Origin of the sequence: Mesorhizobium sp. M0500, from assembly GCF_040321165.1 — a bacterium.
GTDB lineage: Bacteria > Pseudomonadota > Alphaproteobacteria > Rhizobiales > Rhizobiaceae > Mesorhizobium.
The window spans coordinates 279,355-299,136 of record NZ_JAMYRB010000002.1; the positions used below are offsets into that span (position 1 = coordinate 279,355).

Sequence of the window (19,782 nt, forward strand, 5' to 3'; positions counted from 1 at the left end):
GCGGTCTGCCGCCGCCGGACGACATTGACCACGCACGCCACCGCTTCCACAAGATGCTTTTCGGCCGTTGCAGCTGGCAGTCGATGCGTCGATCGCGGACGGCTTCGGGGTTGCCAACACTTTTGCATTGGTATCTTTTCCCGCCGTCAAATCAGCGGAACCCACAATGTCCTTTCAAAAACTCGACGACCTCGGCCACAAGCTCGAAGCGCTGGAACACGCCCTCGCCATCCTCGGCGCCGACGAGGCGACCCATATGGCGGTCGGCGGCGGCGAGAAGCGCGCAGAGGCAATGTCGGCGCTTGCGGGCATGCACCATGCCCGGGCGACTGCGCCGGAGATTGCCGACTGGATCGCGGCGGCCGAGCAGGAGGCGCTGAACGAAGAGCAGCAGGCCGCGGTCAGGGAATTCCGCCGGCAATACACCAACCTGACCTGCCTGCCGGTCGAGTTCGTCGAGCGCCAGACGACCGCGCGCATGCGCTCCGAGCAGCTCTGGCGCGACCTGCGCGCCAAGAACGACTGGGCGGGTTTCCTACCGGCGCTCGAAGGCGTCGTGGCGCTGGTCCGCGAGGAGGCGGCCCTTCGCGCCGAGGTGCTCGGGCTCGAGCCTTACGACGCGCTCATGGAGCAATATGACCCGGGCAATCGCGCCGCCGACATCACGCCTGTGTTTGTCGAGTTGAAGACCTTCCTGAAAGGCTTCGTGCCGGAAGCACTGGCCGTGCAGGAAGAGCGGCTGGCGAAACATCCGCTGAAGCCGCTTTCCGGCAGATACCCCTTGGACAAGCAGCGCGAGCTTGGCCTCGCCATGATGGCGGCGGTCGGCTTCGACCTCACCCACGGCTCGCTGTCGGTTTCGCACCATCCCTTCTGCGGCGGCGTGCCGAGCGACGTGCGCATCACCACCCGCTACAAGACCTCGGATTTCCTGTCGGCGCTGATGGGCGTGCTGCACGAGACCGGCCATGCGCTGTACGAGCAGAACCTGCCGAAGGCGTGGGCGCACTGGCCTCTGGGCAGAGCGCGCGGCATGGCGGTGCATGAAAGCCAGAGCCTGTTCGTCGAAAAGCAGATCGGCCGCAATCCAGAATTCTGGCGCTGGGCGCTGCCGGTGGTCGAAAGACACCTCGGCGAGAGCTGGACGATCGACGACATCCTGCCGCATGTACACCGGGTCGAGCGCGGCCTGATCCGCGTCGATGCCGACGAGGTCACCTATCCGCTGCACGTCATCCTGCGCTACGAGCTGGAGCAGGAGCTTGTCTCGGGACGGCTGGAAGCAGCCGACCTGCCCGAAGCCTGGGATGCCAAGATGCGCGATTATCTCGGCCTGTCGACATCAGACAATCCGGCTGACGGTCCGATGCAGGACGTCCACTGGCCGGGTGCCGCCTTCGGCTATTTCCCCTCCTACACGCTGGGCGCCATGATGGCGGCGCAGCAATGGGCGGCGCTGACCAGGGATCATCCTTCAGCCGACGAAGACCTCGCCAAGGGAGATTTCGCCGCGATCAACGACTGGCGCCGCAAAAGGATCTGGTCGCAAGGCTCGCGCTGGTCGACACCGGAACTGCTCGAACGCGCTACCGGCGAAAAGCTCGATGCCGCACATTTCACTGACCATCTGAAGAAGCGGTACGGTAACTGAGCCGCTTCGTCTATTCCAGGTTCTTGCCGCGGTGACTTGCAGAAATCCGCGAAACTGGCCTTTACTTTGGTGGGAAAGCCTCTGAAAAAGGAGTTCTTCCAAGTTGGGCGAGCGTAGATGTCTGTCTGTTACAGTTTTCATAGGATGAAGTCTTTCTGGCCCCGCTTGGTATTTTTCATCTTATTGATCGGCCTGAGTTCTCCGGCCATGTCCGACGACATGGTTCTCAAGGGTCCGGCAGAAAGCTGGGTAAAGCAGCTTGATATTCCGGCTGCCGATCCCACCCGATCGGATCAAATCAAGAATGGCGTTTCATGGCTGCTCTCGGACGACCAGATCAAGCATCGCGCCGGCGGCTATGTCGAGTACTCGCGCACCGTCTATAAAATCGTCGACCGTCCCGGCCTGGATCGTGGCGCGAGTATCGATCTGCAGTTCGATCCGTCCCGGCACAAGGTCACGCTCAACCATCTTCACATCATCCGCGATGGTGCCGTTTTGGACCGGCTGGAAGGCGTCGGATTCGACATCTTCCGCAGGGAAAGAGACGCCGAGAAAGGCGTCTTCGACGGCTGGCTGACAGCACATGTCAACATCGATGACGTGCGTGCCGGCGACATCGTCGATTACGGGTCGACCTACGAAGTAACACCGCTGGTCGGCAAGGACCTTTTCTTCAAGAATTTCTCCACCGAATGGGAAGAGCCGGTAGCGCTTATCCGCACAAGCATCATTTGGCCCTCGGGCCAGCCGCTTCAGATCAAGACAAGGGGAACCCGACTTAAGCCCTCAATCTCCCCGACTGGGCCGGACATCACCTATCTGTGGGAAATCTCAAACCCGAAACCGGTCAATGTCGAGGACAACCTGCCCGTGACCTATCCAGGCTGGGGCTCCATCGATGTCGCGTCTACCGCGAATTGGCAAAGTGTGGTCGATGCCGTTGCGCCCTATTACAAGCCAGCGACCGTTTTTCCCTCGGCTTTTGCCGCAAAGCTCGACGACATCGCTCTGCGGCATCCGGTGCCCGAAGACCGGATGGTCGAGGCAATGCGGTTGGTGCAGGACCAGATCCGCTATGTAAGCCTGTCGATGGGTGCCGGTTCCTACGTTCCGCGTGATCCCGCGACGGTCATCCTGAGCGGGTTTGGTGACTGCAAGGACAAGGCCCTGCTGCTGGTTTCGTCGCTTGTGCGGCTTGGCATTGCTGCCGAGGTCGCCTTGGCCGATCTCGACGAGGGACGGGCCCTGGACCAGCATCTGCCGGCGCTCCGCGATTTCGACCATGCCATCGTCAAGGCAAGGATCGGAGCAAAGACATATTGGCTGGACGCCACGAACTATCTTCAGGGCGGCAGGGCGCACAATCTCGCACAGCCCGACTACGGCTTCGCGCTGCCGCTTTCCAGCACCGGCGGGTTGGAGAAGATGCCGAGCCCTGTGCTTACCAGCCCATCGATCCAGATCGCCGAGGAATTCGACTTTCCGCGGAAACCGGGCGATCCCCTCGTGCTGACGGTCTTCTCGACATATGAGGACGCCGATGCCGATTGGATGCGCGGCAATTTCGCCAGCAGGTCGCTGAGCGAGGTGTCGGACGCCTACCTGAAATACTACAACAAGCAATATCCGGGCATCCAAACCATCGCCAAGCCGGAAATCGTGGATCGCCGCGACGGCAACATAGTGAGCGTGAAGGAAAGTTATCGCTTGCCGGCGGAGGCGCTGGCGGCCAACGATCTGGCAAAGAATTTCCCGATCCGCGCGGCCGATCTCGGCAACAACTCTCTTCCAACCCCGACAATCGTCGACCGAACCGGGCCCGTCTCCCTCGGCCCCCAGTTCTACCGCCGCCACAAGGTGACCGTGCGCAACCTCAAGGCGAGGTTTTCCGGCGAGTCGATGAAAAACGTCGTGACGCCCTATCTGTCTCTCAAGGCATCCTGGTCCAACACGCCCACCGAATTTCAAGTTGAATGGAACTTTCAGACGCTGGCGACTGAAGTACCGGCCAAGGCGATTGCCGATTATCTGAAAACCGTCGATGACCTCGCAGACCAGGTTCGCTGGCAGTACGATTTTACCTATGAAGAGCCGCCTGCCGATGTGCAGCTCAGCGATCCGGCAAAGGAGCAGCGACAGACCGTCGCCAGCATGCTTTTGTTGTCGTTGCTTGTCGGCGTTCCCCTGTTCATAGCCTATCGACGCGGCAAACGCCGAGCTTTCGGTAGCTGAAGAAACTCGGCGGCCGCTGGGCACCATGATCCCGAAAAGTGGATGCCGGTTTTCGGAAAAGATCATGGTCAAACAAGAAGATGGAGCCTCATCCCGATTTCATCGGGATGGAGCGATGCTACTCGGCCGCGCCCCTGAAAGCATTCGCCCCGGTGTCGAACTGCAGCTTGGCAAGCCGCGCATAGATGCCGCCCTTGGCGACCAGGCTCTGATGCGTGCCTTCCTCGACGATGCGGCCGCCATCCATGACCAGGATGCGATCGGCCTTCAGCACGGTTGCCAGCCGATGGGCGATGACGATCGTGGTGCGGCCCTGCATCAGCCGGTCCAGCGCCGTCTGCACCAGCGTCTCGCTTTCGGCATCTAGCGCCGAGGTCGCCTCGTCGAGCAGCAGGATGGGCGCATCGCGCAGAATCGCGCGGGCGATCGCCACGCGCTGGCGCTGGCCGCCCGACAGCGTCACGCCGCGCTCGCCGACCTGGCTGTCATAGCCCTTTTCGAGTTTCAGGATGAACTCGTCGGCAAGCGCGTCCTTCGCCGCCGCCTCGATCTCGGCCTGGCTGGCGCCAGGCCGGCCAAAGCCGATATTGTCGCGCGCGCTTGCGGCAAAGATGGTGACGTCCTGCGGCACGATGGCGATGCGCGCGCGGATCGCGGCCGGATCGGCCTCGCGCAGATCGACCCCGTCGATGACGGTCCTGCCGGCCTCCGGATCGTAGAAGCGTAGAAGCAGCGAAAACACCGTGCTCTTGCCGGCGCCGGATGGCCCGACGATCGCCACCGTCTCACCGGGTTTGACCTGAAAGCTCAGGCCATGGACGGCGGCGCGGTCGGGCCGGGCCGGATAGGAGAAGGAGACATCGTCGAAACTGATCGCGCCTCTCGCCTTTGCCGGCAGCGGCTTCGGATCGGCGGGCGCCTGGATCGCCGGTTTCTCGGCCAGGATCTCGGTCAGCCGTTCGGCAGCGCCCGCTGCCTGGGACAGTTCGCCCCAGACTTCCGACAGGGCGCCGAGCGCGCCGGCGGCGAACACCGAATAGAGCAGGAATTGGCCAAGCGTGCCTGGCGACAGCGTGCCGTCGAGCACGTCGCGCGAACCGAACCATAGCACCGCCACGACCGAGGAAAAGATCATGAAGATGGCGAAGAAGGTGAGAAACGAGCGGGCAAAGATCGAGGCCCGCGCCGCTTCGAACGCTGCTTCCACGGCGGATGAAAAATACCCGGTTACAAGCTTCTCGTTGGTGAAGGCCTGCAGGGTGCGCACCGCGCCGATCTGCTCGCTGGCGTAGGCGGTGGCATTGGCCAGAGTATCCTGCGCCAGCCGTGACTTGCGCCGCACCGAGCGGCCGAAGGCGACCAGCGGCAGCACGATTAGCGGAATGGCCGCGATGACCAGGCCGGACAGTTTTGGGCTGGTGAAGACCATCATCGCCACGGCGCCAAGGCCGAGGATGACGTTGCGCAAAGCCACCGAGGCGGTAGCACCGACGGCCGATTTGACCTGTGTCGTGTCGGCGGCGAGCCGCGAGACGATCTCGCCCGACTGGGCCGTGTCGAAGAAGGAGGGCGACAGCGTGGTGACGTGGGCAAAGACATCGCGGCGGATATCGGCAACGACGCGCTCGCCGAGCGTGATGACGAAATAGTAGCGGCTGGCCGACGCCGCCGCCAGCACGGCGGCCATCACCACCAGCATGGCGAAATATTCGGCAATGAAGCTGGAATCGGAAGCGGAAAAACCGTGGTCGATCATCCGCCGCACGGCCAGCGGCAGCGCCAGCGTCGTCGCCGCCGCGACGGCCAGTGAGACGATCGCGCCGATGACCATTTTGCGGTAATGGGTGATGTAGGGAAACAGGCGCTGCAGCGGCCTCAGCGAGCGCCTGCGCTCGTCTGCATCGCCGCTGATGTTCGCCATGACCGTTTCCTTTGGCCCTTTGGGGTTTGCGCCATCAATATGCGCTTGCCGCGGCCTTGTGATTCAATTCCGGCTGATGTATAGGCTCGCCGACCGTTTTAGAAGCCGTGGCTCCTCAATAGCTGCGGCTTCGAGTTTTAAAAAGGGGCGCATCGACGCAGGCTTCAGCCCGTCGGCAGCACCCGGCAAGCCAGGAACAGACCCATGAAGACCGATATCCATCCCGACTACCACACCATCAAGGTCGTCATGACCGACGGCACCGAGTACATGACCCGTTCGACCTGGGGCAAGGAAGGCGATACGATGAACCTCGACATCGACCCGACCACCCATCCGGCCTGGACCGGCGGCCAGCAGACCCTGCTCGACCGCGGTGGCCGCCTGTCGAAGTTCAAGAAGCGTTTCGAAGGCTTCGGCCTCTAAGCCGCATTGGCGTTTCGCAGATCGAGAAACCCGCCTTCGTGGCGGGTTTTTTGTTGCGAAATACGGCCCTATTCGCCGACCAGCTCGCGCAGAGCCATCCGCTTGTAGGCGGCAACCAGCCGGTCGCCTTCTTGCCGCCCGACCGAGATCGCCAGCCGCATTGCGGCCTCGCCCATCTGCCAGATTAGAAACGCCGTCGTTTCGAGCGCTTCCGGATCGGCGGATGGCCGCAGCCGTTTCAGCACGGCTGTAAGGAATTCGGCGTTGGCCCGGCTATCGGCAAGCTCGAGTTCGCGCAACGCCTTGTCGGCCTGCGTGCCCGACCAGATGTCGCGCATCACCGGCTCCGCCAGGAACATTCCGTAGTAGATATCCACCAGTTCCGAAAATGCCCGGCGCAGGCCTTCGGCGTCATTGACCTCGGCTAGCGCTGCCGCAATGCAGGCCTGGCTTTCGGCGGTGTAGCGTTCGGCCAGCGCCCAGATGATCGCCCTCTTGTCGGGGAAGAACTGGTAGAGCGAGCCGATCGACACGCCGGCCCTCTCGGCCACCTCGCCCATGCGCATGGCGTCGCTGCCTTGCTCGGCGATCAGCGCCGAGGCGGCGGCCAGCATGCGCTCGACCCGCTCGCGGCTGCGCTGCTGGCTCGGCGCCCGGCGCGGCGATGCGATCTGCTCGTTGCGGGAACCCGGTGCAGCGGTGCCTTCCATGACTGTCTCCAGACGAACAATCAACAAATTGCCTTGACTCGCAAAATACGAGGGTTTATCACGTTTTGCAAACATGAGGATTATTCACATTTTGTGGACGTGCCAATCAAATTGCTCGAACCCCGAAACCGGAGGAACTGACATGATCATGAAACTGCTTCCAACCCTCACCTTCGTCGCTGCCATTGGCTCAGGCGTTGTCGGCGGCGTTTTCTTCGCCTTCTCCAACTTTATCATGCCGGCGCTCGCCCGCTTGCCTGCCGGAGGCGGCATCGCCGCCATGAATTCGATCAACATCACCGTGATTACGCCGGCATTCATGACCGCGCTTTTCGGCACCGGACTGGTCTGCCTTGTCCTTGCCGCCGGCGCTCTTATCGGCTGGAGCCAACCGGGTGCATTCTGGCTCCTCGCCGGCGCCCTGATCTATCTCGTCGGCAACCCGATCGTGACGATGATGTTCAACGTGCCGCTCAACAACGCCCTGGCCGCCGTCGATCCGGCAAGCGCCAACGGCGCCGCCGTGTGGGCCACCTATCTCAAGGACTGGGTGATGTGGAACCATGTCCGCACCATCACCGCCATCATGGCGCTGGGCTGCTTCATCTTCGCATGGCGGTGAATGCAGGACGGAAGTCCTAAAAGGCCGTCAGGCAGGGTCTTTTGACTTATGGCCCTTGCGGTCGGCATGGCCGAGATCGCGATCCGGATCGATGACGTCGCGAACCAGTTGCTTGAGCTTTGCGGCGTCGGGAAAACCGCCGTCACGCTTGCGGTCCCAGACCAGCGCGTCATTGCAGGAAATGGTGAAGATGCCGCCGGTACCGGGCACCAGCGTCACTTCGCCCAGATCGGTGCCGAAGGTCGACAGCAGCTCCTGCGCCATCCAGCCGGCCCTGAGCAGCCACTGGCACTGCGTGCAATAGGTGATGCGGACTGTGGGCAGCGCGTGTTGGATCATGCCGCGCTGAGCTTCGCCAAGGTCTCCTCGTCGACCTCGAAATTGGCGTAGACGCTCTGCACGTCGTCGTCGTCCTCGAGCGTCGCAACCAGCTTCATCAGCGATTGTGCCCGCTCCTCGTCGACCGCGATATTGGTCTGCGGCTTCCAGATCGGCTTCACCGATTCAGCCTCGCCGAGTGCGCCTTCCAGCGCCTTCGACACTTCGCCGAGATTCTCGAAAGCGCAGTAGATCGTGTGGCCTTCCTCGTCCGACTGGACGTCGTCGGCACCGGCCTCGATCGCCGCGTCCATCACCTTCTCGGCGCTGCCGGCCGATGCCGGATAGTAGATCTCGCCGACGCGGTCCCACATGAACGATACCGAGCCGGTCTCGCCCATCGCCCCGCCCGCCTTGGTGAAGGCAGCGCGCACATTCGACGCCGAGCGGTTGCGGTTGTCGGTCAGGGCCTCGACGATCAGCGCGACGCCGCCTGGCCCGTAACCCTCGTAGCGCACGGCTTCGTAGGTCTCGGCATCGCCCATCGACGCCTTGTTGATGGCGCGCTGGATATTGTCCTTCGGCATCGACACCGCCTTGGCGTTCTGCACCGCAAGGCGCAGGCGCGGGTTCATCGATGGATCGGGCGTGCCGCTCTTGGCGGCGACGGTGATTTCGCGCGCCAGCTTGGAAAACATCTTCGACCGCACCGCATCCTGGCGGCCCTTGCGGTGCATGATGTTCTTGAACTGTGAATGGCCAGCCATGGCACCCCTGTCATCTTCTCGGCTAGAGCATCTGCCGCCTGATGAACCACCCGGCATCTTGCAAAATGCTCGAATTCAAAATTTCAGAACGTCCTGCTGCGTCCCTGACGGACGGACGGCGCTCGCTGTCGGAATGGCCGGCTTATAGATAAATCGGCTCAATTCGTCCAGCCGCGCCATTGCTGCCGGCACGCAAGGCTTTCAAGATCCGAAAATCGGCAGGCTTCGGCAAACCTTTCATCCCTCAAGATCGGATTTCAGCCGGTCGAGGATGCTGATCGCGTGCGTGGCATATTGACTGATCCAGCGGTCGTGGATGTGCTTGATCGGCAGCGCGTTGAGATGGTTCCAGCGTTCGCGCCCCTCGCGCCGCGCCACGACCAGGTCGGCCTCCTCCAGCACCTTCAGGTGCAGCATGACCGTGCAGCGGTCCATGTCGGGGAAGGCATCGCACAACATGCCGGTGGTCTGCGGCGCATCCTTCAGCCGGTCCAGCAACGCACGCCGGCGCGGATGCGCCAGCGCCTTGAAAACATTGTCGTCTCGCGATTGGCTTGACATGTTATATATCTATAACATATCCTTGAGCCATTCAAGGAAGGAGCTGTGGATATGTCTCTTGGATTCAGGGTTTCTGGCCGCATCGGCAAACCCGTCGCCGAAGTCTTCGATGCGGTCGTCAATCCGAAGAAACTTAGCGGCTACTTCACCACGATCGGCGGCGCCAGCGCACTGCTGGTGGCGGGCGCCACCGTCATCTGGTGGGGCAAGGTTCCCGTCGAGGTCGACGAGGTGAAGAAAGACAGCCGCATCGTGCTGCGCTGGGATGCCACCGACGCCGACGGCAAGCCAGCCTACAAGACCCGCATCGAGATGAATTTCGAGCCGCTCGACGATGGCGGCACCTTCGTCACCATCGCCGAAACCGGCTGGCACGAGAACGCGGTCGGCCTGAAGAAATCCTACCTCAATTGCGAGGGCTGGTCGCAGATGCTGGCCTGCATGAAGGCCTATGTCGAATACGGCATCAATCTGCGCGACGGCTATTACCGCAGCGAGATGAAGGGCGAGCCGGCCAACGAGAACAACATCTGAGAGCAATGGAGTCAGCAAATGACCGCGAAGATCACCGGCGGCATCAACATCGCCATGAAGGTCCCGCCGCATCAATACCAGGCGACGATCGCCTTCTATCGCGACGTCATCGGCCTGAAGCCATTCACGGCCAAGCCGCCGGCCGCCGGCTTCGAACTCGGTCCCAATCGGCTGTGGATCGACGAGGCGCCGATGATGAGCCAGGCCGAGATCTGGCTGGAACTGTTCACCGATGATTTTCCGGCCGCTGCGGAGCATCTCGCCAAGGCCGGTGTCGTGCGCTGCGACGCCATCGAGGCACTGGGTGAAGGCTTTCGCGGCGGCTGGATCACCAATCCGGCCGACATCATTCACCTGGTGCGCGAACCCGATGCCTGGTGAACAGGCGACGCCGTGGAAAGGAGGACGAAATGGAAATCCGCGAAACACCGACCGCCGAAGCCGGCATGCTGATAAGGAGGCCGGTCGCCGACGTATTCGAAGCCTTCGTCGATCCGGCGATCACGACGAAGTTCTGGTTCACCCATGGCAGCGACAGGTTGGACAGCGGCAAGGAAATCAGTTGGGAATGGCGCATGTATGGCGTCTCGACGACGGTCAATGTCAGTGAGATCGTCGATAACAAGAAGATCGTCATGCAATCGTCATGCAATGGAGCGATCCGCCGACCACCGTAGTGTGGACTTTCGCCGAGATGCCGGGCGGCACGACCTTTGTCGAGGTCCGCAATTCCGGCTTTGTCGGCAGCCCCGATGAGCAGGTCAAGCAGGCGATCGGCTCGACCGGCGGTTTTGCGCTGGTGCTCGCCGGCGCCAAGGCGTGGCTGGAGCAAGGCGTGATGCTCGGCCTGATCGGCGACCGCCACCCGAAGGACGTTCCAGCAAATTAAGTAACGGCGAGCCAAGATCGGCTGGCAACAGACCGCGAATGCTCAGGAACGCCGCTTTTCCTGCTCTAGCACATGACGGCGGAGCACGCGGTTGATCTCCGTTTGATAGCCACCGCCTTCGACATGCTCCTTGAACCAGGACAGCACATCAGCGTCAAGCCGAATGGTCACCGGCTGCTTTAGTGGCCGGTAGAGGTGCCCTCGGCGAGCATGAACCCAATTCTCGGCCGAAGTTTCCGGAATGTCGGACGTGTCAATTTCGCTGTCAGGCAAATCTGCCAAATTGGCGAGCTGGTTGCGCTGATCTTGGCTAAGTTCCTTCCTGCTCATAGCGCCTCCTTTCATGCGGCGTTGCTTTCCGGGCACCGACAATCCGAATTCGTTCCTCATCTTCGAGATCGGGATAAGTGTGAACAACGAGCAGTACCACCAGCCCTTGGATCATCCCGATCGCATGCCACCTTTGCTCGCCATCTTCAAACCGGTCAGGCACAATCAGATGAAGCGGATCCTTGAAGACATCTTCGGCGAGATCGAACGCAACACCATGCTTGGCACGGTTGCGCTTGGCCTTCTCGGGATCCCATTCAAATCGCAATATGGCGGCACCGTTATTTACAAAATTGTACGCACAATTCTGTAAGAGTCAAGTCAATGCCCGCCCCCGCCCTTTGCCTTCTTCCGCCGCCGAGCCAGCATGTTGAGCCCTTCGACCAAGGCCGAAAAACCCATGGCGGCGTAGATGTAGCCTTTCGGCACGTGGTAACCCATGCCGTCGGCGATCAGCGTCATGCCGATCATCAGCAGGAAGCCGAGGGCCAGCATGACGATGCTGGGGTTCCTGGCGATAAAGTCGGACAGCGGCCCGGCCGCCAGCATCATCACGCTCACCGCCACGATCACCGCGATGTACATGATCGCGATTTCGTCGGTCATGCCGACGGCGGTGATGATCGAGTCGATCGAGAAGACGAGGTCGAGCAGCAATATCTGGAAAATCGCGCCGGCCAGCGAAAGCTGCAGCGTCTCGCCCATCATGGTGTCCTGGTGATCATCGAGATCGACCGTGTGGTGGATTTCCTTGGTCGCCTTCCAGACGAGAAACAGGCCGCCGGCGATCAGGATCAGGTCGCGCCATGAAAAGCCGTGGCCGAAGGCGGTGAATATCGGCGTCGTCAGTTGGACGATGATCGAGATGGTGGCCAGCAGGATCAGCCGCATCACCAGCGCGGCGGATATGCCGAGCCGCCGGGCGCGGGCCCGCTGCGCTACCGGCAATTTGTTGGTCAGGATCGAGATGAAGATCAGATTGTCGATGCCGAGCACGACCTCCAGCACGATCAGCGTCAGCAGCGCGACCCATGCCGTCGGGTCGGAGACAAAGGCGAATTGCGGCGCCAGGAATTCGACTAGCTGCATGGAGGTCGTCCCCTCTACGATCTAGAGCAGTTTCGCCGGCAATTGGGTATTGCAAGCGTCCATATCAATGTCACGACCAGAAGGATGGAGCCGTTTCCTCCAGCCGCGGGCCGCGGCGAAACGGCGCGATCCGTTCGGTCAGGCCGCTACGGTCGGAAATGTCGACGCCGACGCCGCACAATGTCGCCGGTCCGGTCGACGCCTCGAAGCGGCCTTTCGGCACCTTGGACAAGAACCGGTTGAGCGGCTCCTCCTTGTCCATGCCGAGCGAGGAATCGTAATCGCCGCACATGCCGGCATCGGAAATATAACCGGTGCCGCCATTGAGGATCTGGTGATCGCCGGTCGGCTGATGCGTGTGGGTGCCGACAACAAGGCTGGCACGGCCGTCGACGAAATGAGCGAAGCACATTTTTTCCGAGGTCGCCTCGGCATGGAAATCGATGACGATCGCATCGGCCTGCTCGCCAAGCGGACAAGCGGCAAGTTCGCGCTCGCCGGCCTGGAACGGATCGTCGAGCTCGGGATGCATGAACACCCGGCCCATGATGTTGGCGACCAGCACGCGCGCGCCGTTCCTGGCGATGTAGACGCCTGAGCCGCGCCCCGGCGTACCCTTGGGGAAATTGGACGGACGCAGGAAGCGCTCTTCGCGCGGCGCGAAAATCAGCGCATCGCGCTGGTCCCAGACATGGTTGCCGGTGGTGACGACATCGGCGCCGGCCGAGATCGTCTCGCGAAAAATCTCCTCGGTGATGCCGAAGCCTCCGGCGGCGTTCTCGCCATTGACGATGACGAAGTCGAGCTTGAAATCCGAAATCAGGCCGGGCAGCTGTTCCCACACTGCCGTACGTCCTGTCTTGCCGACCATGTCGCCGAGAAAGAGAAGTCTCATGCGCACTTCTATCCAGAGCCATGGACGCTAGGCAAGCGGTACCCGCGATTGGTTCTAATGTCGGCCGAAAGTGGCGCGCTGCCGTTGCGGCTTTGCGCTCGCGCCCGCTGCGCGAACGGGCGATGGCGTCATAGGCGACGGCGGATTCCGTCCGCGTAGCCAGAAGAACCAGACGTAGAAGGCGATGAAACCGCCGGTGACGACAAGCAGCAACAGCCCGCCACGCCAGCCTTTCATTGCGGCGGTATCGAGGTTCGATGGATCGGCAGGGTCGTAGTACAATTCTACCTTGTCGCCCATGGACGCACTGTAAAGACCGATAATTTTTCCCTTTCCGGACCAGGTCATCGGCGCGTCGTTGGCCACATAGGTGACGGCGACATCGATGCCATCCGTGGTGAGGCCGTTTTCCTGCGTTTCGGTGTAGGGATCGACATCCGTCACCGTGGCGACCGTCTGATGCCAGGCGGCTTTGTGATGCAGCGTGGTCCCGATGACGTGCAATCCCATCGCAAACAGCGCTACCGCGATCAGGGCGAACGGCATCAGGAGGAATCGCATAAAGACAAAAGCCATCGCGCCATCGACCCGGATTGTATTGCAGAAACACTATCCTGATATGTCTTGGAAACGCGTTAAGCGGATCGGAACATTTTAAGGGATACCGAAGCGGCGCAACCCGCTCTCGGTGAGTATTTCCGGGATGATCACGTCATGCGATTCGTCCGGCACCAGGGCCACTTCCTGGCAGTCGAAGGCGATGCCGATCAGCCGCGGTTTTTGCCCCTTGCCGGCCAGCCGCTCGATCGCCCGGTCATAGTAGCCGGCGCCGTAGCCGATGCGGTGGCCGCGCGCGTCGAAGGCGGCGAGCGGCACCAGCATGAGCTGGGGGTCGAGTACCTCGGCTTCCTCGTGCGGCCCGACGGTGCCGAAGCCCATGTCGATCATCGGCGCGCCGCGCACCAGTTCCCGAAAAACGATGGTGGTCTTGTCGAGGATGGCCGGCAGGCAGAGCCTTGCCCCCTTTTCGCGCAAGGCAAACATCAGCGGCCGGACGTCGACTTCCGAGCGCATCGGCCAGAAGCCTGAGACGATCTGGCCCGGCGCGACGGTGATCCGGTCGCGCGCCGTCTCGGCCATTTCGAGTGCTGCCTCCACCCGCCAGAAAGGATCGAGCGCGTCGCGGCGGCCGAGGGCTTGGTTGCGGAGATTTTTTTTCAGGTCTTTTGGGGATGTCATGCGCCGACGTTAGAAAAGGTCAGATTTGGATGGAGTTTTACGAGCGACGTTTTGGAGGAGCGGGGCGAACTTTTCGTTCGTGAGAGCACCGCACAAAGCGGCGCGACGACAAGATCCGCCAGACATGGCCTTTTCGACAGGTGACGATCCACACAACCGGTGGAGAGAGCGATCCCGGGAACCTACAAAGTAGGTGGGCGCCGTATGAGAAAACCCACGGGTCTTCCCAGGGACAGCTCCCTAGGGATCATTAAGGCCCCGGGGAAAATGTTCTCCTGCCGGGAAGCGCAGACCGTCTCCGCCAATATAGGCAGACGGCAGACCAAGCGCCAGAGAGACGACATGTTTCGAGTCTTAAATCGACGCAGGACCGCTCGACGAGGGTCGCGCCGCAAGATCCCCGCTTTGCCAGCAGCGCCTTGCACAGCGAAGGCCGCGTCCTTAGGGTCGCGCGATGAACCCGGGAGCAAAAATGCGTTTCGAAGGCACGGCAGCCTATGTTGCCGACAAGGATCTGATGGTGGCGGTCAACGCGGCGATCGCGCTGGAGCGGCCGTTGCTGGTCAAGGGCGAGCCCGGTACCGGCAAGACCGAACTTGCCCGCCAGGTGGCGGCGGCGCTCGGCCTGGATCTGATCGAATGGCACGTCAAATCGACCACGCGGGCGCAGCAGGGCCTCTATGAATACGACGCCGTCTCGCGGCTGCGCGACAGCCAGCTCGGCGACGAGCGCTTCAACGACATCCGCAATTACATCAAGCGCGGCAAGCTGTGGGACGCCTTTGCTGCCGGCAAGAAAGTCGTGCTTCTGATCGACGAGATCGACAAGGCCGATATCGAGTTCCCCAACGATCTGTTGCAGGAACTGGATCGGATGGAGTTCTTCGTCTACGAGACCGGCGAGACCATTCGTGCCACCGTCCGGCCGATCGTCATCATCACCTCCAACAACGAAAAAGAGCTGCCGGACGCCTTCCTGCGCCGCTGCTTCTTCCACTACATCCGCTTTCCCGACGTCGAGACGCTGCACAAAATCGTCGACGTGCACTATCCCGGCATCAAGCAGAACCTGGTGCGCGCCGCACTCACGCAATTCTATGAAATCCGTGACGTGCCGGGCCTCAGGAAGAAGCCGTCGACCTCCGAGGCACTCGACTGGATCCGCCTGCTGGTCGCCGACGACATCGCGCCCGAGGACCTGCGCGCCGACCCGAAGAACGCGCTGCCGAAACTGCACGGCGCCTTGCTGAAGAACGAACAGGACGTGCATCTGTTCGAGCGCCTGGCCTTCATGGCGAGACGGCAGGGGTGAGGGCCGGTCGGCCGGAAGCCCACGAAGTCACCGGACAGCGCTTTCCCGGTGCTGGACCGTTGCCTCCAGCCGGGCACGGAGGCAGCTTCAGGTTGCCGACTTCAGAGGGAAACGAAATGACCGAGATCACCGTCCGCCCGCTTGTGCAATCCGACCATACCAACTGGCGGCGTCTTTGGACTGCCTATCTCACCTTCTACGAAACCAAGCTGCCGGAAGAGGTTTACGCCGTCACCTGGAAGCGGCTGTTCACGGCGGGCGAGTTCGAGCCGAAGGGTTTCATCGCTGCCCTCGACGGCAAGGCCGTCGGCCTGACGCACTATCTCTACCATCGCTCCTGCTGGTCGCAGATAAACAACTGTTATCTGCAGGACCTGTTCGCCGACCCCGATGTGCGCGGCAAGGGCGTCGGCGCCGCCCTGATCGAAGCGGTCAAGCAGGAAGCCGGCAAGATCGGCGTCAAGAACGTCTACTGGATGACCCACGAGACCAACACCACCGCACGCAAGCTCTACGACCACGTGGCGCGCAGGACCGGCTTCATCGAATATGATCTGCTGTAGACGGTGAGATGTTCATCCCCTTCTTCCTCGAACTGAAGGCAGCGCGGGTTCCGGTCTCGCTCCGCGAATATCTGTCGCTGCTGGAGGGGCTGGAGGCCGGGCTGGTCGACTATGATGTCGAGGGCTTTTACTATCTCGCCCGCGCCGCTCTGGTGAAGGACGAGCGCCACATCGACCGCTTCGACCAGGTCTTTTCGCACATCTTCAAAGGTGTCGAGGCGCAGGCCGGCGAAAACGCGGTCGATGTCGCAAACATCCCGGAGGAATGGCTGCGGAGGCTCGCTGAAAAGCACCTCTCCGACGAGGAGAAGAAGCTGATCGAGGCGCTGGGCGGCTTCGGAAAGCTGATGGAGACGCTGAAGAAGCGGTTGGAGGAGCAGAAGGGCCGGCATCAGGGCGGTTCGAAATGGATCGGCACCGGCGGCACCTCGCCCTTCGGCGCCTATGGCTACAATCCCGAAGGCGTGCGCATCGGCCAGCACGAGAGCCGCAACCGCCGCGCGGTAAAAGTCTGGGACAGGCGCGAGTTCAGGAATTTCGACGATGCCGTCGAACTCGGCACCCGCAACATCAAGGTCGCGCTGAAGCGCTTGCGCCGCTGGATGCGCGAAGGCGCCGAAGAGGAATTCGACCTGCCCGGCACCATCCACGCCACCGCCGAGCACGGTTATCTTGACGTTAAGACACAACCCGAACGTCGCAATGCCGTGAAGCTGCTGATGTTCTTCGATGTCGGCGGCTCGATGGACGACCATGTCAGGAGCGTCGAGGAGCTGTTTTCGGCCGCCCGCGCCGAATTCCGCCAGCTCGAATATTTCTACTTCCACAACTGCCTCTACGAAGGCGTGTGGAAGGACAATCGCCGCCGCCATGCCGAGGTGATTCCGACCTTCGATCTCCTCCATAAATATGGCCCCGACTACAAGGTGATCGTCGTCGGCGACGCCTCGATGAGCCCCTATGAGATCGCCCAACCCGGCGGCTCGGTCGAGCATTGGAACAAGGAGGCCGGTGCCGTCTGGCTCGACAGGCTGCTGCAGCAATGGCCGAACGCCATTTGGCTCAATCCGGAAGACGCGAAGAACTGGGGCTATACCCATTCGATTGCCATGATCCGCGATATCTTTGGCGGCCGCATGTTTCCGCTGACGCTCGCCGGCCTCGAAGCCGCGACGAAGCAACTTTCAAGGAAGCACTGAATGGATCCACGCAAAACAGGACGGTCGACCTGTTTCCTTTGCCTGCAATGCGGTGTCCAGTTCGCGGCGACAGCGACGCCGCCGCGACATTGCCCGATCTGCGAGGACGAGCGGCAATATGTGCGCTGGGAGGGCCAGGCCTGGACCACGCCGGAAGAGCTCGCCGCCGGGCATCGGCTCGTGATCAAGGATGATGCCGGCGTGCTCGCCTTCGGCATCGAGCCGCGCTTCGCTATCGGCCAGCGCGCATTGCTGGCGCAAACGCCGCACGGCAATGTGCTGTGGGACTGCATCTCAATGGTAAGCGACGAGGCGGTGGCGGAGATCAACCGCCGGGGCGGCCTGGCCGCCATCGCCATTTCGCACTGCCATTATTATTCGGCAATGGTCGAATGGAGCGCGGCGTTTGGCGGCGTGCCGATTTATCTGCACGCCGATGATCGTCAGTGGATCATGCGGCCGCATCCGGCAATCATCAGCTGGGAAGGCGAGACGCGCGCCATAAACCCGTCGCTGACGCTCATCCGCTGCGGCGGCCACTTTGCCGGTGGCCAGGTGCTGCACTGGAAGCACGACGGCGGCAATGCGATGCTGGCCGGCGACATCCTGCAGGTGACGCCGACTCGCCGGCATGTCAGCTTTATGTACAGCTATCCGAACTATATCCCGCTCAACGCGACGAAAGTGCTCGGCATCAAGGCCGCGCTGGAGCCTTTCACGTTCGACCATATCTACGGCGCATGGTGGAACCAGAACGTCATCGGAGATGCAAAGGCGGCATTTTCAGCATCGGTTGCGCGCTATCTCGCGGCCATCGCCTGAGGAATTCGTCGCAGCAGGATAGGAAATACGAGCAAACGCCGTAACAAATGCCTATTTCAGGCGAAGTTGGGAAGGCAACCCAAATAGCGACATAAGCTAAGAGGAAAAAATGGACAGCCACACCTACCCCGTCACCCGTACCGATGCCGAATGGCGCGCCCGGCTGACGCCTGAGCAATATGCGGTGATGCGCAACCACGGCACCGAGCGGCCGGGAAGCTGCGCCCTGCTGCACGAGAAGCGCGCCGGCACCTTTTCCTGTGTCGGCTGCGACCAGCCCTTGTTTGAATCCAAGCTGAAATTCGAGAGCGGCACCGGTTGGCCAAGCTTCAACGATCCGGTGCCGGGCTCGGTCGAGACCACCGTCGACCGCAGCTACGGCATGGTCCGCACCGAATGCCATTGCGCTCGCTGCGGCAGCCATCTCGGCCATGTCTTCGACGACGGCCCGCCGCCGACCGGCCTGCGCTATTGCATCAACGGCGTGGCGCTCAAATTCGAGCCGGCCGCCTGATCGTCAGGCCACGACCACCAGGATCAGCCACAACGTGGCGCCAAGCGTCATCAGCGAGGCCTTGGCGCCACTCGATTTTCCGGCAGTTCGCCAAACGGCAAAGGTCAGGAAGATATTGTAGGGCACCGGCGCGAAATGCACCGCCAGGACGAGCGCAAGCGGCAGCTTCAGCCCGAGCAGAATGAGTGCCGCCACCGACGACGCGACGTTGATCGCTGTGCCGACAACAACCAGATCGCGCCAGAACAGCCGATCGAGCGGCACCATGCTCAGCCAGCGTGAGCGGAAGAAGGCGGCAACGCGCGACATGATCGTCATCGATCGACCGGCTCCCTCGCTCTGCTCACCAGAGCGATTCTAAGGATTGCGTCTGGAAACCCTGCTTTATTCCTGACCCAGAACTTCGGCAATCGCGCGCTCGAAACGCGAGGCTTCCGTCACCAGCCAGTCGGTCATCGCCGGCCAATTGTCTTCGGCAAAACAATTCACCCGCCACATCGAATTGATGCCGAGGCCGTCGCAACTTTGTTCTGGCCTGAGCTTCAGCCTGTCTTCGATGGCCGGCTGGAACGGCTTCAACCGCGACCAGGCTTGCGTGGCACCGAACTTCTCGTTGCGGCCGAAGAAGACGCCGACATGATTCTGCGCAGGCGCGACATACATGGAAAGGACCAATGCGAAATCGGGCAGCCCACGCTGCCAGAACCACGGTCCGCGCCTCGCCAGCAGAGCCCTTTCATCCGGATGCCGTTCCGCGAACAGCGTCCAGAAGCTGCGTTGGCGGAATTCAGAGGCGCGGCGGCCGCCAAAATCGAATTCGCTCATGGCTGGAATCCATGGTCAGAACCGCTTCTCCCGCGATCGTCTCCGGCGCCGAGGCCGGCCTTCACACCATGCCGAGCGCGGCCTTGTACAGATCGAGAATGGATTCCTCTTCCTGCCGCTCGGCCTGGTCCTTCTTGCGCAGCCGGATGATCGACCGCATCGCCTTGGTGTCGAAGCCGGTGCCCTTGGCCTCGGCGAACACTTCCTTGATGTCGTCGGCAATCGTCTTTTTCTCTTCCTCGAGCCGCTCGATGCGTTCGATGAAGGCGCGCAGCTGGCCGGCGGCAACAGTCTGGCTGGTCTCGGTGATGTCGTCGGCCATAGTCTTCTCTCCGCGTCGTTTTCTCACCGCGACTCGGG

25 protein-coding genes, 1 other RNA gene and 1 pseudogene are annotated in these 19,782 nt (G+C 61.8%); 12 read left to right on the forward strand and 15 right to left on the reverse strand.

From position 1 onward, the window contains the following. Positions 1 to 166 precede the first annotated feature (166 nt). Entirely contained in the window at positions 167 to 1,651 is a 1,485-nt protein-coding gene (locus NKI70_RS05170; protein ID WP_352454909.1) for a carboxypeptidase M32, read from the forward strand. Between the two features lie 207 nt (positions 1,652 to 1,858). After that, positions 1,859 to 3,886 carry a DUF3857 domain-containing protein gene (locus NKI70_RS05175; protein WP_352696868.1) on the forward strand — a complete coding sequence of 676 codons (2,028 nt, stop codon included), beginning with the start codon at positions 1,859 to 1,861 and terminating at the stop codon, positions 3,884 to 3,886. A gap of 118 nt (positions 3,887 to 4,004) precedes the next feature. Here the strand turns inward: NKI70_RS05175 and NKI70_RS05180 are convergent, their stop codons facing one another. Next, positions 4,005 to 5,807 carry an ABC transporter transmembrane domain-containing protein gene (locus NKI70_RS05180; RefSeq protein ID WP_352644580.1) on the reverse strand — a complete coding sequence of 601 codons (1,803 nt, stop codon included), beginning with the start codon at positions 5,805 to 5,807 and terminating at the stop codon, positions 4,005 to 4,007. 204 nt (positions 5,808 to 6,011) lie between these two features. Here NKI70_RS05180 and rpmE point away from each other — a divergent pair, with 204 nt between their 5' ends. Then, entirely contained in the window at positions 6,012 to 6,233 is a 222-nt protein-coding gene (gene rpmE, locus NKI70_RS05185; RefSeq protein WP_006327661.1) for a 50S ribosomal protein L31, read from the forward strand. A gap of 68 nt (positions 6,234 to 6,301) precedes the next feature. On the opposite strand, the gene NKI70_RS05190 is transcribed toward rpmE, so the two are convergent. After that, positions 6,302 to 6,943: a TetR family transcriptional regulator gene (locus NKI70_RS05190; protein WP_352454912.1), complete on the reverse strand. Its 642-nt coding sequence runs from the start codon at positions 6,941 to 6,943 to the stop codon at positions 6,302 to 6,304. Between the two features lie 142 nt (positions 6,944 to 7,085). Here NKI70_RS05190 and NKI70_RS05195 point away from each other — a divergent pair, with 142 nt between their 5' ends. Next, entirely contained in the window at positions 7,086 to 7,565 is a 480-nt protein-coding gene (locus NKI70_RS05195; RefSeq protein WP_352454913.1) for an anthrone oxygenase family protein, read from the forward strand. 27 nt (positions 7,566 to 7,592) lie between these two features. Here NKI70_RS05195 and NKI70_RS05200 read toward each other — a convergent pair whose 3' ends face one another. The 3 genes from NKI70_RS05200 to NKI70_RS05210 all read right to left on the reverse strand — a co-directional run bounded on the left by NKI70_RS05200 (position 7,593) and on the right by NKI70_RS05210 (position 9,211). Continuing rightward, positions 7,593 to 7,904 (reverse strand): Rdx family protein, encoded by a 312-nt coding sequence (locus NKI70_RS05200; RefSeq protein WP_352724346.1) that lies wholly within the window; start codon positions 7,902 to 7,904, stop codon positions 7,593 to 7,595. After that, positions 7,901 to 8,650, reverse strand: a complete 750-nt coding sequence (locus tag NKI70_RS05205; protein WP_023678028.1) for a YebC/PmpR family DNA-binding transcriptional regulator — start codon at positions 8,648 to 8,650, stop codon at positions 7,901 to 7,903. The genes NKI70_RS05200 and NKI70_RS05205 overlap by 4 nt, the downstream gene beginning before the upstream one ends. 237 nt (positions 8,651 to 8,887) lie before the next feature. After that, positions 8,888 to 9,211, reverse strand: a complete 324-nt coding sequence (locus NKI70_RS05210; RefSeq protein ID WP_023678030.1) for an ArsR/SmtB family transcription factor — start codon at positions 9,209 to 9,211, stop codon at positions 8,888 to 8,890. A 51-nt stretch (positions 9,212 to 9,262) separates the two neighbouring features. Here NKI70_RS05210 and NKI70_RS05215 point away from each other — a divergent pair, with 51 nt between their 5' ends. The 3 genes and pseudogenes from NKI70_RS05215 (at position 9,263) to NKI70_RS05225 (ending at position 10,634) form a co-directional block, all read left to right on the forward strand. Next, positions 9,263 to 9,745: an SRPBCC domain-containing protein gene (locus NKI70_RS05215; protein ID WP_352574684.1), complete on the forward strand. Its 483-nt coding sequence runs from the start codon at positions 9,263 to 9,265 to the stop codon at positions 9,743 to 9,745. A gap of 18 nt (positions 9,746 to 9,763) precedes the next feature. Next, on the forward strand, positions 9,764 to 10,126 hold the full coding sequence (locus NKI70_RS05220) for a VOC family protein (protein WP_352634242.1): 363 nt from the start codon (positions 9,764 to 9,766) through the stop codon (positions 10,124 to 10,126). Positions 10,127 to 10,155: 29 nt separating this feature from the next. Beyond that, positions 10,156 to 10,634, forward strand: a pseudogene (locus NKI70_RS05225) (SRPBCC family protein). 42 nt (positions 10,635 to 10,676) lie between these two features. On the opposite strand, the gene NKI70_RS05230 reads toward NKI70_RS05225, so the two are convergent. The 7 genes from NKI70_RS05230 to ssrS form a co-directional block, all read right to left on the reverse strand. Further along, complete coding sequence (locus tag NKI70_RS05230; RefSeq protein ID WP_352450852.1) at positions 10,677 to 10,964, reverse strand: BrnA antitoxin family protein; 288 nt, start codon at positions 10,962 to 10,964, stop codon at positions 10,677 to 10,679. Continuing rightward, the gene (locus NKI70_RS05235; protein ID WP_352569573.1) at positions 10,945 to 11,232 is read right to left on the reverse strand and encodes a BrnT family toxin; all 288 of its coding nucleotides are present in this window, start codon (positions 11,230 to 11,232) and stop codon (positions 10,945 to 10,947) included. The genes NKI70_RS05230 and NKI70_RS05235 overlap by 20 nt, the downstream gene beginning before the upstream one ends. Before the next feature lie 53 nt (positions 11,233 to 11,285). Then, entirely contained in the window at positions 11,286 to 12,053 is a 768-nt protein-coding gene (locus NKI70_RS05240) for a TerC family protein (protein WP_352724347.1), read from the reverse strand. Between the two features lie 70 nt (positions 12,054 to 12,123). Further along, on the reverse strand, positions 12,124 to 12,948 hold the full coding sequence (locus NKI70_RS05245; protein WP_023678036.1) for a TIGR00282 family metallophosphoesterase: 825 nt from the start codon (positions 12,946 to 12,948) through the stop codon (positions 12,124 to 12,126). Positions 12,949 to 13,002: 54 nt separating this feature from the next. Further along, the gene (locus tag NKI70_RS05250) at positions 13,003 to 13,524 is read right to left on the reverse strand and encodes a DUF3592 domain-containing protein (RefSeq protein WP_352724348.1); all 522 of its coding nucleotides are present in this window, start codon (positions 13,522 to 13,524) and stop codon (positions 13,003 to 13,005) included. A 78-nt stretch (positions 13,525 to 13,602) separates the two neighbouring features. Continuing rightward, on the reverse strand, positions 13,603 to 14,187 hold the full coding sequence (locus NKI70_RS05255) for a 5-formyltetrahydrofolate cyclo-ligase (RefSeq protein ID WP_352724349.1): 585 nt from the start codon (positions 14,185 to 14,187) through the stop codon (positions 13,603 to 13,605). Positions 14,188 to 14,328: 141 nt separating this feature from the next. Then, positions 14,329 to 14,484, reverse strand: a non-coding RNA gene (ssrS, locus tag NKI70_RS05260) — 6S RNA. Positions 14,485 to 14,659: 175 nt separating this feature from the next. Between ssrS and NKI70_RS05265 the strand changes: the two genes are divergently transcribed. The 5 genes from NKI70_RS05265 (at position 14,660) to msrB (ending at position 18,597) form a co-directional block, all read left to right on the forward strand. Further along, a complete protein-coding gene (locus NKI70_RS05265) occupies positions 14,660 to 15,499 on the forward strand; it encodes an AAA family ATPase (protein WP_352454921.1) in 840 nt (279 codons plus the stop codon). Positions 15,500 to 15,615: 116 nt separating this feature from the next. Further along, positions 15,616 to 16,062, forward strand: coding sequence for a GNAT family N-acetyltransferase (locus tag NKI70_RS05270; RefSeq protein WP_352724350.1), 447 nt, complete (start codon positions 15,616 to 15,618; stop codon positions 16,060 to 16,062). An 8-nt stretch (positions 16,063 to 16,070) separates the two neighbouring features. Beyond that, positions 16,071 to 17,261, forward strand: a complete 1,191-nt coding sequence (locus NKI70_RS05275; RefSeq protein ID WP_352574675.1) for a vWA domain-containing protein — start codon at positions 16,071 to 16,073, stop codon at positions 17,259 to 17,261. Further along, a complete protein-coding gene (locus NKI70_RS05280) occupies positions 17,262 to 18,083 on the forward strand; it encodes an MBL fold metallo-hydrolase (protein WP_352574673.1) in 822 nt (273 codons plus the stop codon). Between the two features lie 109 nt (positions 18,084 to 18,192). Continuing rightward, a complete protein-coding gene (gene msrB, locus NKI70_RS05285; protein WP_352489224.1) occupies positions 18,193 to 18,597 on the forward strand; it encodes a peptide-methionine (R)-S-oxide reductase MsrB in 405 nt (134 codons plus the stop codon). Positions 18,598 to 18,600: 3 nt separating this feature from the next. Here the strand turns inward: msrB and NKI70_RS05290 are convergent, their stop codons facing one another. The 3 genes from NKI70_RS05290 to NKI70_RS05300 form a co-directional block, all read right to left on the reverse strand. Then, the gene (locus NKI70_RS05290) at positions 18,601 to 18,915 is read right to left on the reverse strand and encodes a hypothetical protein (RefSeq protein ID WP_352696881.1); all 315 of its coding nucleotides are present in this window, start codon (positions 18,913 to 18,915) and stop codon (positions 18,601 to 18,603) included. Positions 18,916 to 18,981: 66 nt separating this feature from the next. After that, on the reverse strand, positions 18,982 to 19,422 hold the full coding sequence (locus tag NKI70_RS05295) for a hypothetical protein (RefSeq protein ID WP_352574668.1): 441 nt from the start codon (positions 19,420 to 19,422) through the stop codon (positions 18,982 to 18,984). Positions 19,423 to 19,483: 61 nt separating this feature from the next. Continuing rightward, positions 19,484 to 19,744, reverse strand: a complete 261-nt coding sequence (locus NKI70_RS05300; protein ID WP_023719653.1) for a DUF2312 domain-containing protein — start codon at positions 19,742 to 19,744, stop codon at positions 19,484 to 19,486. Between the last annotated feature and the right edge of the window lie 38 nt (positions 19,745 to 19,782).